General features: G+C 64.6%; 16 protein-coding genes. 6 read left to right on the plus strand and 10 right to left on the minus strand.

Annotation, left to right across the window (positions count from 1 at the left end):
• The first annotated feature begins 201 nt into the window (after nucleotides 1-201).
• Nucleotides 202-891, plus strand: a complete 690-nt coding sequence (locus JGU72_RS06850) for a GAF and ANTAR domain-containing protein (RefSeq protein ID WP_199682919.1) — start codon at nucleotides 202-204, stop codon at nucleotides 889-891.
• Nucleotides 892-952: 61 nt separating this feature from the next.
• Here the strand turns inward: JGU72_RS06850 and JGU72_RS06855 are convergent, their stop codons facing one another.
• Both JGU72_RS06855 and JGU72_RS06860 read right to left on the minus strand, forming a co-directional pair.
• Complete coding sequence (locus JGU72_RS06855; RefSeq protein ID WP_199682920.1) at nucleotides 953-1,480, minus strand: DUF4383 domain-containing protein; 528 nt, start codon at nucleotides 1,478-1,480, stop codon at nucleotides 953-955.
• Nucleotides 1,481-1,561: 81 nt separating this feature from the next.
• A complete protein-coding gene (locus JGU72_RS06860) occupies nucleotides 1,562-2,449 on the minus strand; it encodes an alpha/beta fold hydrolase (RefSeq protein WP_199682921.1) in 888 nt (295 codons plus the stop codon).
• Nucleotides 2,450-2,615: 166 nt separating this feature from the next.
• On the opposite strand from JGU72_RS06860, the gene JGU72_RS06865 reads away from it, so the two are divergent.
• The gene (locus tag JGU72_RS06865; RefSeq protein ID WP_199682922.1) at nucleotides 2,616-3,281 is read left to right on the plus strand and encodes a TetR/AcrR family transcriptional regulator; all 666 of its coding nucleotides are present in this window, start codon (nucleotides 2,616-2,618) and stop codon (nucleotides 3,279-3,281) included.
• A gap of 15 nt (nucleotides 3,282-3,296) precedes the next feature.
• Here JGU72_RS06865 and JGU72_RS06870 read toward each other — a convergent pair whose 3' ends face one another.
• On the minus strand, nucleotides 3,297-3,911 hold the full coding sequence (locus JGU72_RS06870; protein ID WP_307828324.1) for a TetR/AcrR family transcriptional regulator: 615 nt from the start codon (nucleotides 3,909-3,911) through the stop codon (nucleotides 3,297-3,299).
• Between the two features lie 92 nt (nucleotides 3,912-4,003).
• Here JGU72_RS06870 and JGU72_RS06875 point away from each other — a divergent pair, with 92 nt between their 5' ends.
• Complete coding sequence (locus tag JGU72_RS06875; protein ID WP_199682923.1) at nucleotides 4,004-5,602, plus strand: MFS transporter; 1,599 nt, start codon at nucleotides 4,004-4,006, stop codon at nucleotides 5,600-5,602.
• A gap of 58 nt (nucleotides 5,603-5,660) precedes the next feature.
• Here the strand turns inward: JGU72_RS06875 and JGU72_RS06880 are convergent, their stop codons facing one another.
• Nucleotides 5,661-6,824, minus strand: a complete 1,164-nt coding sequence (locus JGU72_RS06880) for a zinc-dependent alcohol dehydrogenase (protein WP_199682924.1) — start codon at nucleotides 6,822-6,824, stop codon at nucleotides 5,661-5,663.
• Nucleotides 6,825-7,065: 241 nt separating this feature from the next.
• Between JGU72_RS06880 and JGU72_RS06885 the strand changes: the two genes are divergently transcribed.
• A complete protein-coding gene (locus JGU72_RS06885) occupies nucleotides 7,066-8,016 on the plus strand; it encodes a helix-turn-helix transcriptional regulator (protein WP_199682925.1) in 951 nt (316 codons plus the stop codon).
• A gap of 6 nt (nucleotides 8,017-8,022) precedes the next feature.
• Here JGU72_RS06885 and JGU72_RS06890 read toward each other — a convergent pair whose 3' ends face one another.
• From JGU72_RS06890 to JGU72_RS06900, 3 genes are all read right to left on the minus strand, one after another.
• Nucleotides 8,023-8,712: an SDR family NAD(P)-dependent oxidoreductase gene (locus JGU72_RS06890; RefSeq protein ID WP_199682926.1), complete on the minus strand. Its 690-nt coding sequence runs from the start codon at nucleotides 8,710-8,712 to the stop codon at nucleotides 8,023-8,025.
• A gap of 64 nt (nucleotides 8,713-8,776) precedes the next feature.
• Nucleotides 8,777-9,928 carry an epoxide hydrolase family protein gene (locus JGU72_RS06895; RefSeq protein ID WP_199682927.1) on the minus strand — a complete coding sequence of 384 codons (1,152 nt, stop codon included), beginning with the start codon at nucleotides 9,926-9,928 and terminating at the stop codon, nucleotides 8,777-8,779.
• Between the two features lie 480 nt (nucleotides 9,929-10,408).
• On the minus strand, nucleotides 10,409-11,344 hold the full coding sequence (locus JGU72_RS06900) for an alpha/beta fold hydrolase (RefSeq protein ID WP_233531725.1): 936 nt from the start codon (nucleotides 11,342-11,344) through the stop codon (nucleotides 10,409-10,411).
• A gap of 750 nt (nucleotides 11,345-12,094) precedes the next feature.
• On the opposite strand from JGU72_RS06900, the gene JGU72_RS06905 reads away from it, so the two are divergent.
• Nucleotides 12,095-12,514 (plus strand): Hsp20/alpha crystallin family protein, encoded by a 420-nt coding sequence (locus tag JGU72_RS06905; RefSeq protein WP_199682929.1) that lies wholly within the window; start codon nucleotides 12,095-12,097, stop codon nucleotides 12,512-12,514.
• Between the two features lie 71 nt (nucleotides 12,515-12,585).
• Nucleotides 12,586-12,906, plus strand: coding sequence for a hypothetical protein (locus tag JGU72_RS06910; protein ID WP_199682930.1), 321 nt, complete (start codon nucleotides 12,586-12,588; stop codon nucleotides 12,904-12,906).
• Nucleotides 12,907-13,772: 866 nt separating this feature from the next.
• Here JGU72_RS06910 and JGU72_RS06915 read toward each other — a convergent pair.
• Genes JGU72_RS06915 through JGU72_RS06925 form a run of 3 tightly spaced genes read right to left on the minus strand, consistent with a single transcriptional unit; the run spans nucleotide 13,773 to nucleotide 16,922 of the window.
• Entirely contained in the window at nucleotides 13,773-15,095 is a 1,323-nt protein-coding gene (locus tag JGU72_RS06915) for an NAD(P)-binding domain-containing protein (RefSeq protein WP_199683262.1), read from the minus strand.
• 46 nt (nucleotides 15,096-15,141) lie between these two features.
• A complete protein-coding gene (locus JGU72_RS06920; RefSeq protein ID WP_199682931.1) occupies nucleotides 15,142-15,954 on the minus strand; it encodes an ABC transporter permease in 813 nt (270 codons plus the stop codon).
• Complete coding sequence (locus JGU72_RS06925; protein WP_199682932.1) at nucleotides 15,951-16,922, minus strand: ATP-binding cassette domain-containing protein; 972 nt, start codon at nucleotides 16,920-16,922, stop codon at nucleotides 15,951-15,953. The genes JGU72_RS06920 and JGU72_RS06925 overlap by 4 nt, the downstream gene beginning before the upstream one ends.
• Nucleotides 16,923-16,986 lie beyond the last annotated feature (64 nt).

The following is a 16,986-nucleotide window of genomic DNA, read 5'->3' on the forward strand; positions in this document are numbered from 1 at the left end:
GGAGTTGGCCATCCTGCTTACCGCGAGCCTGCTCGACAACTCGCGGACTCGTGGAAGATTGGGTTTCGCCGGGACCGGCGTACTCACCACTCACCTGGCGCCGCGACAAGTCCGGTAGCGGTTAGTGTCGTGGTGTACCGGCGCGAAAGATCCCACCACCGTGGACGGGACACGACGGGCCAGCGAAAGCGAAGCGACGACGTGACCGATCAGATCAGCAACGACACGATCCGGCAGACGATGACCGAGATCACCGACACGTTCTCTGCGAGCGCGGCGTTGGCCGACATCCTGGCAGCAGTGACGGCGGCCGCGGTGCGTTTGATCGACGGCGCGACCTGTGCTGATGTGATGTTGGTCGACGGCGACGACTTTCAGTCGGTCGCTCCGACGTCGCCGGTCACCGTCCATCTCGACGCAGTGCAGAAACAGTTCGGTGAAGGCCCCTGCCTGGCTGCAGCGGTCGGCGAGGTACTCGTCCGCAGCAACGACTTCGAGACCGAGACACGGTGGCCGCGATTCTGCGCCAGCGCAGTCGAGGCGGGCATCCACAGCGCCCTGTCGCTGCAGCTGTTCACCCATCGCCGCGGTCGCGGCGCACTCAACATCTTCGGCACCGACCCGCACGCCTTCGACCTCGACGACGAGACAACCGCGCTGACCCTGGCCACCAACGCGGCGGTCGGGCTGATCGCGGTGGACAAGCAGCACCAATTCGACTCCGCTCTGTCCAGCCGCGACATCATCGGTCAAGCGAAAGGCATGCTTATGGAACGCTTCGGCATCGACGCGATCCAAGCGGTCGCACTACTCACTCGCCTCTCGCAGGACAGCAACATCCTGCTTCGCGATATCGCCGCACAAATCGTTGTACGTGGGCCCGATCGCTGACACAACTACAACCCGACTGTGCCGTAGTCACGGAGTCAGCGCAGCGAGAACGGTGTCCAGATCAGGATGAATGCCCAGCACGGCGTCCAGACCGGTCACCCGAATCGGGCGTTCGGTGACCCCGATGGTCGTCGACGCCGCCGGTGACGGTGAGCAGGGTAATCGCTGCGCCGATGATCAGAATCGTTGCTTCGGTCAAGTGCACCCAGCTACCGAACGTGTCGACGGCCATTACTCCCAGCACAACATTCGCGCCGTGACATAGTCCGAGCGCTCCGAACATCAGGTAAACCACCGCCATTGCAACTGCGTAGATCAGGGCGGTTTCCCGGCGACGCGCGGCCGCGAGCCCAATCAGCCCGGTGAGCATGTGAAACACGGCATGCCAAGCATTTACGTTCACCGGCACGAACAGCACCCACACCGTCTGAGCGGGTTGGGCCGGCACCGCGAAGGTCAGTCCACCGATGATCAACCCGAGCGGGCCGTTGGACACCCACCAGAGCCCCATGGCAGCAACGACAACTTGTACGCGCGACTGGGTGAACTGGTGGAGGTGGCTAGTCAATCCGGATCGGATCGATGTCATTTCGGATGGTCCTTCGCAAAGGAGGGTAGGTCGGGCAAGGCATCGCAACTTCTGTGCGGCAGCCCACGAGAGGTAGGCGGTCTAATTCGACGCAGAAAGATCCTCGACGAAGTCCACGAAGTGATCTGCGACCAACGCGGGATGCTGTGCAATCACCCAGTGATTTCCCTCGATCTCACGAACGCGCAGATCAGTCGCGAACGGCACCGGAGCCTGGGTCTGCGCGGCGACGCTGATGTTGACCTCGTCGACCGGCGCGAGCACCTGGACGGGGATAGTGGTGGTCCGTGGGCGCGGTCTGAGCAGGCGGCTGACCAAATTGGCACGGTACAACCCGATCCCGTCGATGGAGTCGGCCATAGAGACCGTGTGCGCGGCGCCGAACGGTTCGCCGGCGGTGCTCGAGGACGCGACCACTCGGGCCACAATCCCGCGCCGGGCCAGGAACTCGGGAGCGGCCGGCACTTGGAAGCCGATGGAGTAGGCCTGCATTCGAAGCTGCGCCGCGACTGCCCGCGGGTTGCGGCGGAAGCGCCTGATCCACGCGCCGAGCATGTCCAACGAGGGACCGGAGATGCTGGTGAAGGAGAGGATCCGGTTCCCGAATCGCGGATCCGCCGCCGCGTCCCAGGTGAAGATGGACCCCCAGTCGTGGGCGAGAATGTGTGCACCCTGCGGCGCGGTCTCCATCAGTACGACTTCCAGATCGTCGACGAGCTGCGAAATCCGAAATCCCGCAGTATCTTTGGGCCTCCCCGACTGTCCCGCGCCGCGCATGTCGTAGGTCACGACACGAAACCGGCCGCCGAGCTTCTCGACCACCCCATCCCACACCGTGTGGTCGTCGGGATAACCGTGGATCAGCACCACCGTTGGTCGCCCTGGCGTTCCCGACTCGTAGACAGCGAGGTCGAGACCATCCGAGGCATTCAGCATGCGCGACGGGCGGCTGGTGGTCGGGGCACTCATGCGCGCACCGCCGTCGAGCGATCACACGGTTGATGAATTTCGACTCCCCCGGGGCAGACAACTCGCATCGTGCACACTCCTGTTCGTTGATACTTGCGATACGCATTTCGTATCTCTGTCTCGCAGCGTAGCGTGAAGGTCCAGCAGAGGTGAAGGAGCGTGTCGCATGACACAGGGCAGATTGGTGGGCACACTCGCCGACCCCGACCCCGCGGTAATGGCATTGCTCGCCGACCCGGACGAATTCACACAACGCATACTCGCGGCCGCTGTCGACCAGATGGCGGCGGTAGGTTGGCGCCGATCAACGGTTGAGGACGTCGCCAAACGCGCCGGCATCGGCCGTGCGACCGTATACCGCCGATTCACCACCAAAGACGCGCTCACCGAAGCCGTTTTGCATAACGAACTGCGGATTTATCTCGCCGGGAGCACCGCCGCGGTCGCCGGCCTCGCCGACGTCGGCGACCGGATGGCCGAAAGTACCGTGTACACACTCGAATACGTGCGCAACCATCGGCTGATCCAACGGTTGCTCGACACAGAACCCGAAGCAGTCCTGCCCGCGCTCACGACGAGCGCCGGCCCACTCGTCGAGACCATCCGCGAGTTCATCCTCGCGGTCTGGAAACACGAACTCTACGAAGATCGACCACTCCCGGCCGACATCGAGAAGCACCTGCGCACCGTTGCCGAATTACACATCCGGATCGCGATCTCATTACTCCTGACACCGCAGACCGCCATCGATCTCGAGCCCACCGACCACGCCCGCACGTTCGCACGTCGCTACCTGGCACCCATGCTCGACGCAATCGGGACTGTCCGATGAACGATGGCCCCGTGGTCAGGTCGGCGGGTCGTCGAGTGATACCAACCCAGTGGCATTCAGGATGGCGCGTAAGGAGTTCGCGCAGAGGTCACGAACCTGCGCGCGCGTGCGGTTGCGTTGGTCGAGCCAGCGCAGGCAGACAGCGATGGTGAAAGCGATCCAACCGTGAATCGCAAGCGCTATCTCGGCAGGGATGTCTTCAGAGAAGCCCAGCGCGGCGGCAATGCGCTGCTCCTGCAGACGCATTCCCGCGCGGGAGAGCTGCGCCACGCTCTTGTCGGCCATCATCCCCGGGCTGTGCAGCGCGCGATAACCGTGCTCGTTGGCTTCCACGTACTGCAGATATGCATCCAACGCGCCGAGAAGTTGCTTTTCGACGGGTAGGGACTCGTCCGCCTTGGTCATCTCCAGAAACCGGGTGGATTGTGACTCGATTACCGCCGCCGCAAACTCGCGCTTACCGCCGAAGTAGTGATACAGCAACCCCGGCGATACTCCCGCCTGCTCAGCGACGTCTTCGAGCGAAATGTCGTCGAACGGCCGCGCCCCGAACACTCGGGCACCGACATCCAGCAACTGGGCACGGCGTTCCTCAGTGCTGAGGCGGGATCGCTTGCGTGCAGTCGACACGGCGTCGATCGTAATCGCCGTCACCTCTTATTGACGCGTACTCCAATAACTGCGATCGTCCTTATTGTAATACTTCTCAATAAGGAGCTTCGATGATCACGACAGGCAACGACGCCTTCGAGACTGACAGCCGGACCGCGACGGCGTCCGATGGCCCGCACACGGGAACGAATGCGCTGGGGACGATCACGCTCGTCTGTGTCGCGTTGTTCATGCTCATGCTGGACATGACGATCGTTGCGACCGCGCTACCCGACATTCAGGCGACCTTCGCCGGGTCTCTTTCCGATCTGCAGTGGGTCATCGACGCCTACACCCTCCCGATCGCAAGTCTGCTGCTCACTGCGGCCACGTTCGGTGATCGCGTCGGACGCCGCCGGCTGTTTCTCGTCGGTATGACCGTTTTCAGCGCCGCGTCCCTGGCCTGCGCATTGAGCCAAGACATGTTGTCGCTGAACATCTTCCGGGCTGTGCAGGGTGCCGGAGCTGTCATGCTGTTCGGTGTCGCGCTCCCACTGGTGGCAGCGGCTACCCCCGATCCCGCCGCCCGTTCGCGCGCAATTGGTGTCGTCGGAGCAGTGATGGCCACTGCCTCGGTCATGGGACCGCTTGTCGGCGGCGCGCTCGTGGAAAGCCTTGGCTGGCAGTCGATCTTCGTGATCAACGTGCCCATCGGCATTGTCGCCGTTGCGATCGCGGCCCGGGTTATCGGCGAATCACGTGATGAAAAGGCTGAGCAACCCGACTGGCCAGGTACCGCACTGCTGACAACCGGACTCTTCGCAGGCGTTCTAGTCCTGGTGCAGGGCAACGACTGGGGCTGGACGTCGGTTCGAACACTCGGGTTGGCCGCAATGGCGCTCGCTCTGCTCGTCGGGTTCGCGGTGTGGGAATCTATGTGCCCGCAGCCGTTGCTGGACCTGCGTCTTCTGCTTCGACCGGCCTACACGGCGTTGCTACTGGCAGCGGCGGCGAGCGGTGCAGGACTCATTGCGGTGTCGACGTTTCTGGCGCTGTACTTCATGAACACGCTGGGTTATTCGCCACTGGAAGCAGGGCTGCGCGTCCTGCCGATGTCAGCGGCCGGCCTTCTGGCAGCGCCTGTGGCAGCAGTGACCTATAGCAGCGTCAGGATGCGATGGTCGATGCCGCTCGGCCTCGCCGCGATCGGCATCGGCCTATGGCTGTGCACCGGTGTCGAAGCGCAGGACGACTGGCTGCATTTCGTGCCGGGAATGACACTCGCGGGCCTGGGCCTCGGTGCGGTAACCGCTGTCGCGGCACAAGGTTCGCTCGAATCTGCCGAGAGCCGCCGCACCGGCATGGCCACCGGCGCGGTCAACTCCGCCCGCCAGATCGGAATTGCGATCGGGATTGCGGCGCTCGGCGCGTTGCTGCACAACCGTTCGGCGATCCGTGCCGAGGAGCTCCTCGCACAACAACCGTTGACACGCAACATGTCTGCTGGTCCGGCAGCAGAGCTCGTCGATGCACTCGGATCCGGCGCGGGTCTGCGAGTCCTCGATTTTGTTCCCGATCAACCGTCTTTCGTCACGCCGATGCTGACGAAGATCGCGACCGCGGTCTCTGCATACGGCATCGACAGCGTCCTGGCCGCCGCCGCAGCAGGCACGCTCGTCACCGCGGCGCTGGTCGCCGTACTGCTCCAACTAGACCGGCGCTATCGGTAGCCGAAAGCTGCTCGGACATCTCCAGCCCCGTGCTTGTGACGACGGAGGTCTGGACCGGTCAGGTCAGCGGTGGGCGGTGGAGGACAAGCTTCGTGGTCCGCCCGGCGTAGCGCTCGGGGGCGTCATCCCAATCCACGAGAGCAGTGGTGACCTTCTCCGCGGGGAAGTCGTTGTTCTTCACCCATTCGAGGACCTCGGGAAGGCTGGTCGCGGGGTGACTCATACCGACGTGGAGGTTGAGGTCGTTGAACGTCAAGTGCATCATCGGCACGCCGGTATAAGCGGCGAGATGGTAGCTGGGTATGACGCACGCCCCGCCAGGCGCGGCCGAGCGAACGGCGTGTAGCAGCCCGGTCTGAAGGTTCGATGCGTCCACGACAATGTCGTACAACGAGTGGTCGTACAACGAGTGGTCGTACAACGAGTGCGGCTTGGGGAATCGGATCAGCTTCGACCGTTTTCTCGCTACCGCGCCGAGCGATTCGGCAATCCCGAGCCGACGCGGATTCGAATCCAGATAGTCGACCTCGGCACCCTCCGCGGCCGCTATCCCTGCTGCATATAGGCCGACCGCCGGCAGGAGTCCGGCCACTACGAGCACCTTCGCGCCCGGACGGGTCCTCAGATGCGGCACCGTGCAGCGCCACGCTTCGGAGAGATTGTCCGAGGCCGCTGCCACGCGCAACGGGTCCAGGCCGTCCGGGATGCGAATGAGCATGTGGTTGGCATAGGGCACGCGAAGGAAGTCGCTGGCCATGCCTCCGTAGGGCCCCGTCGCCGCACCGTGTCCGTACCAGGACAACAGGCGCGTGTTCCCGGTGTCTTCGCGACGCGTAGTCGAGCACAGGCCGGTCTTGCCGCGCCCGCACATCTCGCACTGACCGCATGACACCTGATACGGCACAACCACCTTGTCGCCAACCGCGACCTCGGTAACGCCCGGGCCAGCCTCGACAACCTCTGCGACGCACTCGTGCCCAATCGCGCAGGGCTCGGCATAGGGCTTGGGACCGAAGCCCTCCCGCAGGATCGGATCGAGCAGCCGCGCTTTCTGCGCGTATCGCACCACTCGCAGCAGCGCAGCCGAAGTCGGTATCTGATCGCCGTCGCAGCGCCCCACGATGTAGGGACGAACGATCACGTCGTCGTCGTGGACGAGCGTCGGCTTCGGCCGCTCGACCCAACGGAACTTTCCGGGAGCGGTCATATTGAGTTCGCGCATAAGACTTCCTTGTCGTGGACTATGTGACGCCCTGCTACGGGCCTCCTTGGGACGCCAATGGAGACCGGCGTCGGACTGGAATCTCTGGGCCCACCGTGTCGACTCACGAGATGGACCCGGCGGAGTGCACCGTCGCATGCTCGACGACCATCGCGCCTCTAGCTGTGCACAGCGCCCGTCGGCGAGCGCGGTTGCCGACTTAGGTCAGATACCGCCCTAGAAGTCAGGCAGGATTGGTCGGGTGTCGAATACTGCTGGGCGTTTGCTCCGGTTGCTGTCGTTGTTGCAGACTTCGCGCGCATGGAGCGGAGGCGAGCTCGCCGCGCGTCTCGACGTCGATGTGCGTACGGTGCGTCGCGATATCGAGAAGCTGCGTGATCTGGGCTATCCGGTCGACGCAGTGCCCGGGGTCGCGGGATACCGGCTCGGCGCCGGTGCCCAACTTCCTCCGCTGCTGCTCGACGACGACGAGGCCATCGCGGTCGCCTTAGGCCTGAGCGTTGCCGCGGCCGGCACGATCACCGGCATCGAAGAGAGCTCCCGCCGCGCTCTGGGCAAGCTCGAACAGGTCTTGCCCTCCCGCCTGCGCCATCGCCTCACCACCGTGCACGGGGCCACGGTCACCCTGCCGGCCGGGACAACCCCGGCCGATCCTGCCGTCGTGACCGCGATCGCGACCGCTGTTCGAGATCGACTTCGCTTGCGGTTCGACTACACCACCCACGACGGGATCGTCGGCCGCCGCGAAACCGACCCACATAAGCTCGTGCACACCGGCCGACACTGGTATCTGCTCGGCTGGGACACCGACCGTGACGCCTGGCGGACCTACCGCGTCGATCGGCTGGTCCCCCGCATTCCCACCGGTCCCCGGTTCACTGCCCGCGAGGCCCCCGACGTCGACACCGCCGGGCGTGTCGCCCACGGCATCACCACCGCGCCCTACCGCTACCGCGCTCGGGTGCTGCTCTACGCCACGAGCACCCAAGCGGCGGAACGGATCTCACCGACCAGCGGCATACTGGAGACGGTCGACGAGCGGACCTGCGTCTTGGTGACCGGCGCACACGACCTCGCCGAGCTCGCCGCCCACATCGTCTTGCTCGGCATCCCTTTCCGGGTTCTGGAACCTCCGACCTTGGTCGAGCACCTCACCGCGCTCGCCGAGCGGATCACCGCTGCGCTCGGCTGAGTTCCACTACCAGGGCACAACTCCGTCGCGGTCGAAGAACTGACCGGTGGGACCGTCGGTGTCGATCAGGGCAGCTGCCACGATAGGTTCGGCACCTTCGGCGACGGTCTGAGTCCCGGTGAACCCGTTCAGATCGGTGGCGGTGAACCCCGGGTCGACCACGTTGATCCGCAACTGCGGATACACCTTCGCGTACTGCACCGTCAGCATGGATACCGCCGCCTTGGCCGCGTTGTAGGCCGGGAAGGCTACCTGTGATTCCATCCGCTGCGGGTCGGTGACCCGAGCGAAGGAACCCAGGCCGCTGCCCACGTTGACCACCACACCGCGACCGCGCGCCAGCAACGGCCCGAACGCGTGCATCGTCCGGACGATGCCGGTCACGTTGGTATCAAGGACCGCAACCATGTCCGGACCGGTGACGTCGTCACCGGAGACATCCGCAATACCGGCATTGTTGACCAGCACATCCACCCGACCGCTCTCCGCGCGCACCACTTCCGCCGCGGCCTGCACCGACACATCGTCGGTGATGTCGATCAGCACCGCCCGTGCCCCCAGTTCGGTCGCCGCGCGATCGGCATTGTCGCGACTGCGCGCACCGATCCATACCGTGTGCCCGGCTGTAATCAGTTGCCGGGCTGTTTCGTAGCCGAGTCCTTTGTTGGCGCCGGTTATGACTGTGATCGTGCTCATGACAACGTCTCTTTCTGGTCAGGTCACCGCCGTCCGGCAGTGCCTGACCCGGTCTCGGTAGTGGTCAGGATCGTTTGTCGCGGAAAAACTCTCGAAGGTCTGCGACGAGTTCGCCGGGAATTTCGAGGGCGGCAAAATGGCCGCCGTGATCGAGTTCGGTCCATCGGGTGATGTTGTGCGAGGGCGCAGAGTAGCGGCGGATGGCCCAGTCGATCGGGGTCAGCAACACCCCCGTGGGAACCCCGGAGCTGGGCTCTGGCCCCCAGCCGCCACCGCGGACATAGGTGGCATAGGCCGAGGTCCCGGCGGTACCGGTCAGCCAGTACAACATCACGTTGGTGAGCAGGACGTCCTTGTCGATAACCTGCTCGGGCAGAGCCTCTTTCGGGCGAGTCCACTCCCAGAAGCGGTCCATGATCCAGGCCAGTTGCCCGACCGGTGAATCAACAAGCCCGTAGGCGAGGGTTTGCGGTCGGCTGGCCTGCACCGCGAGATACCCCGGCGTGCCCGGATTCTCCCGGAAGAACCGGTCCAACCGGTCCTGTTCGGATGCGGTGAGCTCGGCGTACTCGTCCGCCGGCGGCGGCGAGAACAGCACCGGAGCAGGCCCGGTGGTGACGTGCATACCCGTGACCCGGTCCGGCGCCGCCGCGCCGACCAACGGGCTGACCGCCGCACCGGCATCACCGCCGTGCACACCGAAGCGGTCGTATCCCAGCCGTCGCATCAGTTCGGCCCAGGCACGCCCGGTCTTGTAGTTGTCCCACCCCTCGGCCAACGGAGTGGAGAAGCCGAACCCCGGCAGTGAGGGAATCACCAGATCGAAGGCATCTTCCGCCGTACCGCCGTGCGCCCGCGGATCGGTCAGCGGTCCGATCACATCTGCGAACTCCACGAACGTGCACGGCCAGCCATGAGTCAAGACCAGCGCTCGCGCGTCCGGTTCGGCAGAGCGGATATGCAGGAAATGGACTGTCTGACCGTCGATCTCGGTCACGAACTGTGGCCACTTGTTCCATTGCGCCTCGATCGCTCGCCAGTCGAAATCCGTCCGCCAGTACTCGACCAGATCCCGGATCCACCACGTCGGCGTGCCAACGTCCCAGCCGTCACCGGCCAACGGTGCGGGCAACCGCGCCTTGTCCAGACGCCCACGCAGGTCATCGAGATCGGCCTGCGGGATTTCGATCCGGAAAGGAACAATGTCAGTGCTCATGAGAACCAACGTAGAGACGGACTAGGTCAGATTCGGCCCTAGGACACCGCAGTTGGGTATGTCGCGTGTCACAACAGGGCCCGCCACATCTCACCTCGCCGTGCAGCGCTGCATCCCGAAATAATCTGTCTTTCAATACCTTCAGAAACATTGAGTTGGCGCGATACGCACCGCGGGGCCCGCGGCGCCGAGTCTCGTGACCCGTCTAGGTGGTTCCGCGGCCAGGACTTCGTCGAGTCGGTGCGGCTTCGTCGGCTGGCATCGCCGCCCAGTGGGTCGCCCACTGGCTGAGCGGCTCGAGTGCAGCGCCGAGATTGCGACCCATCGCGGTCAATTGGTAGGCGGTGGCGTCGCGTATGACGCGTTGGAGGCGCAGACGGCTAGCAGGGCAAAGAAACTCGCGTTATCCGCAGTCCACTGTCATGACCGTGCAGTGCCTCACGTTCTAAACATTGCTACCCGGCTTGCAGCTCAGCAGGACTAGTTCGTTGCCCGCTCGACGACGAGGTCAGCAGTCTGCGCGACCAGGTCGGGTTGCGAGAACTGGATGTAGTGGTCGCTGCCAGTGGCGAAGATGTGGGGAGTGCGGGGAGCCAGGGCGACGAAGGTGTCTTGAGCCTTCTGGTAGCTCTGGTTGAGAGTCTCTGTCGTCAGCCCGCTAGGCAGCGTCGCTACCGCGAACGGCTCGGTCTTCGTCATGACCGCCACCGGCATGGTGGGTAGCGCGGGAGCGGCCTGCACTTGCGCGATGCTCGCGTCGATGTCCACGCGCTCGGAGTTCGGACTCTTCATCGACGGCATCGGCATTTGCTCGATCGGTGGGTTCAAGAGCTGGTCGCGATAGATCGCCCAGGCCGCCGCACCGATCGTCTCCGGCAGCGTCGGGCTCAGCGAATCGACGAAAACGATGCCGCGAACCTGGTCGGGATAAGTCTTGCCGTACAGCAGGCTGATGAGCCCACCGAGAGAATGCCCGACCAGAACGTACGGACCAGGGACCTCAGCCGCAGCAAGCGCCGCGTGTAGTTCGGCGACTATGTCGGCCGCGGTGCGAGGCTGGGGAACCGGTGTGCTGCGGTCGGTCAGCGGACCGTCACCTTCGTAGCGAATGGTGCCTGGCCGGTCGTATGCGCAGACGCGGTGCGACTTCGCCAGCGCAGGAAACACGGCTGGACCTTTCGCCGGAGCGAGCAACCCCAACGCATCCTCGCTGGTCCAGGCGTCCGAAGAATCGTGATATCCCGCGACCAGAAGGACCGTCGGCGCGCCGCCGGAGTTGCTGCCACTGCAGGTGAGATAGATATTTCGGCCGCCGATGTCGACCGACCTCGCGAAGGCGTCGGTGTCGTCGGACTTCGACGATGAGCACGACGACAACGTGATCAGGGCGAGTGCAGCGAGAGCGATCGAGCGCATCAGCACGCGCCAATCGTATCCCTCGACACCCCCACCCCTGTGAGTCTTCTGCGAGTCCATAGAGGTGCAAAAGACTCACAGCCGTGCTTAGCCGATTTCGCAGAATTCCGGTCACCGTTCCTTGCAGAATTCGACCGTCGTGGGTGGTCGTCAGACCGAAAATGCTGGCGAATATCGAACTGCTGGCGTCGACGATCATGCCGTCGATATCGAGCGCGGATGCAGTTTGCGACGGGGTGCGTTCCAAAGATGACTGGGCCCTGACCGTTTCACGCGATCACCCTGGACGGACGAGCAGAATTCAGGAGTCGTGATTCGTCTGCGTCGCCGACTCTTGGCGGCGTTGGCGTCACGACACTTGTCATCGGCACCCACTCGTGCCCACTGGACCGAACCGATGCCATGTATTCGTGGTGGCGGACCCGATTCGCGAGCGTGCCAGCGCAGCATTCGAGATGGCGATGATCTTGATCGAACCTGCAGTCAATCCAAAGGTGTCGACTGCGCCGCCACCCCCGACAACTGCGCGGCCACCGAAATCCCGAACACACCCCGACCCGGCAGTGGTTGTCCCCCAAACAGATTGGGCTCCGCATCCATCGTCCACCTCCCTATCTCCGCCCGATCGCGGAAATTTCCACTTTTGCGGTCTTGCACCAATATGCGCGTAGTGGTACAACAAATCTATGCCAGCCAAGACAGATAACTGGCTCCTCACAACACAGATTGGAGAACTTGGAGGTGGCGACGATGCTGATGCGTACCGATCCGTTCCGTGACCTCGACCGCCTGACCCAACAGGTCTTCGGCACCGCGGCACGACCCGCGGTGATGCCGATGGACGCGTGGCGCGACGGCGACGAGTTCGTGGTCGAGTTCGACCTACCCGGGATGAAACCCGACTCGCTGGACCTCGACATCGAACGCAACGTGATCACCGTCCGTGCCGAACGGCCCGACCTGGACACCACCCGGGACATGCTCGCCGCCGAACGCCCGCGCGGGGTGTTCAGCCGCCAGTTGTTCCTCGGCGAAAACCTCGACACCGACCGAATCGAGGCCGAGTACACCGACGGTGTGCTGCGCCTACGGATTCCGGTCGCGGAGAAAGCCAAACCCCGCAAGATCGACATCGCCCACCACAACGGGCGGAAATCGATCGACGCCTGACCGACCCACGCAGTAGCGAATTGAGCACTGTGGTGAATTGAGCACACTGGTGAATTGAGCACAGTGGTGGAGTGAGCACGATGACTCGCACCGACACATCCCCGATCGACGCGGTGGGCACGATCACGCACGAGCCGGAACTGTGGTCTGTGGATCCCGATGTCGAGGAACTCTTCGTAGACATCGAGGAAATCCTTTGCGCGGCACTACGTCCGCGACCGTGCCCACCCCCCGCACCGAGAGTCACCGGCGACACAGCCCGGCTCCCGGCACCCGGTGCGGTCCGCACCCGAATCCGGAAACTCGAAGGCACCCCCGGCACCGGCACCACGCGCGCGACCCAACGCGCCCCGCCGACCCGAAACCACACCGCAGCAAATGAAAGTAGGTGAGGCCATCACAGCGATACACCGATACCGTGGCTGCCGCCCGCACCCCAATTTCACAGTCCCCGCGCTTCACTCGACCGGACACACACATCGCAACAGTCCGGATTCGACAGCGCCCCGCCCCTACACGGCACTCACTCGGGCGGGCGGCACCACCTCACCTGACCATCCACCCGAAAGAAGATCGGAAGACTGCCGACGACGCCGTACCCGCCGCCGGCACTGACGAGCAGAACCACCATGGACTCGTCTCGTCCCGGTCGGCAGCGGAAACATTGCAGGAGGTGATCCAGATGGCTACGTCGACACGGAAGCCACGTCGGTCTCGCTCGCGCAATAACGCCCCGTCCGAGCGCCCGGACTGCGTCTGGCCCGAACCCAGCCCCTTGACTCAGTGGTGGCAACACGTCATGGAAGGCGCCGACAGGACTGGGCAAAGGTCGTAGGCATTGCCCGCCACCGACCGAAACGTGTCGCAACGCGTCTCAGGACGGCTTCGCAGGAAAGGTGCTGAACCTGTGAATCCGAGCCAGGCGCTTCGCTGTTGTCACCGCCGGATACCTCGACCTCTCAAACGCCCGCGGTTGTCTCGGTGACCTGGTGGTGCGATTGCCGGTCGCCTCACAACCAAAACCTGCACCGGCAGCGCCCCTGGCTGGTAGCTCTTTCCCGGTTTCCTCGCATCGTCGGATTCGTGCCTTGCAGAAGACATCCCGTCGGGCTGACTGAGAGTTGCGTCTGGTCGCGTTGCTGAACCAGTGGTAGCGCTGGCTAACAAGATCGAATAAGTAGCGCCGCGAGCGCATTCGACAGTGGGTTTACGACGCCGGTGGTGTTGATCAGGGGATCGTCGTCGTGGCGGTCATTGCTCAATTGACGCCGGACGCGGACAGTCTGATCGATATCGGGGGTGCGAGTGCACCGTCGCGATTGCCATCAGTGTCGAACACTCCGGCACCGCCGCAGACGCCGGTGTCCGGGAGTGTCAGTTCGACCCGTTCGGCGCTGTCGCGGTCGCCGGCCAGCGCGGCGGCGATGCTGCGGACCTGCTCGTACCCGGTCATCGCCAGGAACGTCGGGGCGCGGCCGTAGCTCTTCATGCCGACCAGGTAGAAGTCGGGTTCGGGATGAGTCAGCTCGGCGACGCCATGCGGGTAGACGGTCCCGCACGAGTGCACGTTTGGGTCGATCAACGGGGCCAGAACGGTTGGTGCTTGCAGCACCGGGTCGAGGCCGAGCCGGATCTCGGAAAGCCACGACAAGTCCGGCCGGAATCCGGTCAGGACCACGACCCGGTCGACCGCGTCGATGCGTTGCCCGGCGTCGGACACCAACGCGACCTGACCGTCGATGGTGGGTTCGACAGTGGCAGTGCGGAATCCGGTGACAACACGCAGGAGCCCAGCGTCGACGGCCTGCTTGGCGCGTTCGCCGAGGGCGCCGCGGGCGGGGAGTTGGTCGGACTTTCCGCCACCGAAGGTGGCGCCGACGTCGCCGCGCCGTCGGACCCAGGTGATCCGGGTGGCGGGTGCGTCGTGCTCCAGGGTGGTGAGTGCGATGATCGCGGTGAGCGCGGAGTGTCCGTTGCCGGCGATCACGGTGTGCCGTCCGGCGTAGCGGGCGCGGACCGCGGGATCATCGAGGTCCGGGACCCGGTAGGTGATCGAGTCCGCTGCGTCCCGCTCGCCCAGGGCGGGTAGACCATCGCCGCCGAGCGGGTTCGGTGCACCCCAGGTTCCGGAGGCGTCGATCACGGCGCGCGCCACGATTCGGTCTTCGCTGCCGTCGCCGCGTCGGACGTGCACGGTCAACGGTTCGCTGTCCCGTCCGGCATCCACGACCCGGTCCCGGCCGCGACGTGCGACACCGATGACCTCGGTGTCGAATTGCACTGCGGCACCGAGCGCGTCGGCCAATGGGACGAGATAGTCGCGGGTCCACTTCCTGCCGGTGGGATAGGAATTCTGGGCCGGTGCGGTCCAGCCCGTCGCTTCGAGCAGGCGGCGCGCGGCCGGGTCGATCAACTCGCCCCACCGGGAGAACAGTCGCACGTGGTTCCATTGCGACACCGCCGCGCCTGCCGCGGGTCCGCGTTCGAACACCAACGGGATAAGACCGCGTTCCCGCAACTGGGTGGCGGCGGCGAGGCCGATCGGTCCGGCGCCGACCACGACGACGGGCAACTCGTTCATTTCCATGCCGTTCATTGACTTCATCCTTTCGTCGATGATCATCGATCTATTTCGAAACTGTGGTGGGGCGGAACTGGCCGAGGCTGGGCACGATCGTGACTAAGACCCACAGCGCGATCGCGGCGATAATTGCGGTGACGGTGTCGCCGACGGTGGCAGCGCCGAGCACGTGCCCGCGCAATGCGTCGGCGGCGTGTGCGACCGGGTTGAGCGTCGCTGCGACCTTCATCCAGCCGGGCATGGTGTCCAGCGGCGCGAATGCGCTCGAGACGAACATCAACGGCATCATCACCATCATTCCGGCGAACTGGACAACGTCGGGACGGCGGAGGCGATCGCCGATACGCCCGAACAGCGCGCTCATTGCCGCCGCCAACACCACCAGGACGACCAGTGCGGCGACGGCGTCGCCGAGGTTGCCGTGAAACCGGAAGCCGAGGGCGAGGGCGGCGACACCCAGGAGTGCGGCGCGGGCAAGGGTGAACACGGCTTCGTTGATCGTGCGAGCCAGGCCGGGTAGCCACGATCGCATCGGGAGGGCAGCGAAGCGGTCGCGCAGACCGTTGGTGTGATCGATGGCCGCGGACACCCCGGCGTTGGTGCCAGCCATCACGGTGGACACGGCAAGCATGGCGGGGGTGAGGAAATCGATGTAGCTGACACCGGTCGGAAAGCCGGGTCCGGCTGCGACGCTGCGGAATACCTGGCTGAATAAGACAAGCATCGCCATCGGCATCGTCAGCGAAAACATCAGCAATTGCGGGACTCGTGCGCTGGTGCGGAGGTTACGAACGACGAGTGCGATCAGTTGGTCGGTGACCGGTGACCGGGTGGCGTCCGCCACGAGCATGGCGTTCATGAGTTGGCTCCTTGCAGGGCTAGATGGGTGAAGACGTCATCGAGACTGGGTGAGGTGATGTCGAGTTCGCTGACCTCGACACCGTCGCGGACAAGGCGGGCGACGACGTCGGTAGCGGTCATGGCGTCCCCGGCGGTGACCGAGATTCGAATCCGGTCGGCGTCGACGGGATGTGCGGTGTCGGGCTCGAACGTCAAGCGGTCGAGTCGATACGCGGGGATCGTGGCGGTCACGACCTTGCCGCCGACAAGGCGTTTCAGTTCGGCGGGTGTGCCGCGGGCAGCGACGCGGCCCTGGTTGAGTACGACGATGTGGTCCGCGAGCCGGTCGGCTTCCTCGAGGTATTGGGTGGTCAGCACGACCGTGGTGCCAACGGCGGTGAGCTCGTCGACGACCTCCCACAGCGCGGTGCGGGCGAGAGGGTCGAGCCCCGTCGTGGGTTCGTCGAGGAACAGCACAGACGGAGACCCGACGAGGCTGGCGGCCAGATCTACCCGCCTGCGTGATCCGCCGGAGAGCTCACCGATGCGTCGCGACGCCAGATCGTGCAATCCGAGCCGGTCGATCAGTTCACCCGCCCGGACTCGAGCCCCGGCGCGGAGTCCGGCGAGACGGCCGACAAGTTCCAAATTCTCTCGGGCGGTGAGAAATTCGTCGAGGCCGGCGTATTGGCCGGTCACCCCGATCCGCCGGCGGACCGCCGTTGCGTCGGCGACGACGTCGAGTCCGTCGACCCGCACACGCCCGGTGGTCGGGCGCAGCAGGGTTGTGAGCACCTTGATCAAGGTTGTTTTGCCGGCGCCGTTGTGCCCGAGAACGCCGAGCGTCATCCCGGTCTGCACTCCGATGTCCACGCCGTCGAGTGCCCACGCGCCGCCGTAGGTGACGTGGAGATCCTCGACAACGACCGCGGGAACGGTTCGCGTGGATTCGGCGGTGCGAACAGCAGTGGGGAATTCGTTGGACATGAGTGCGGCCTCCTGAATCGACGTTGTGCCTGTTCAGACGCCGGCGATTTCAGATGGACGCACG

It is taken from the genome of Antrihabitans auranticaus, assembly GCF_016481275.1.
GTDB lineage: Bacteria > Actinomycetota > Actinomycetes > Mycobacteriales > Mycobacteriaceae > Antrihabitans.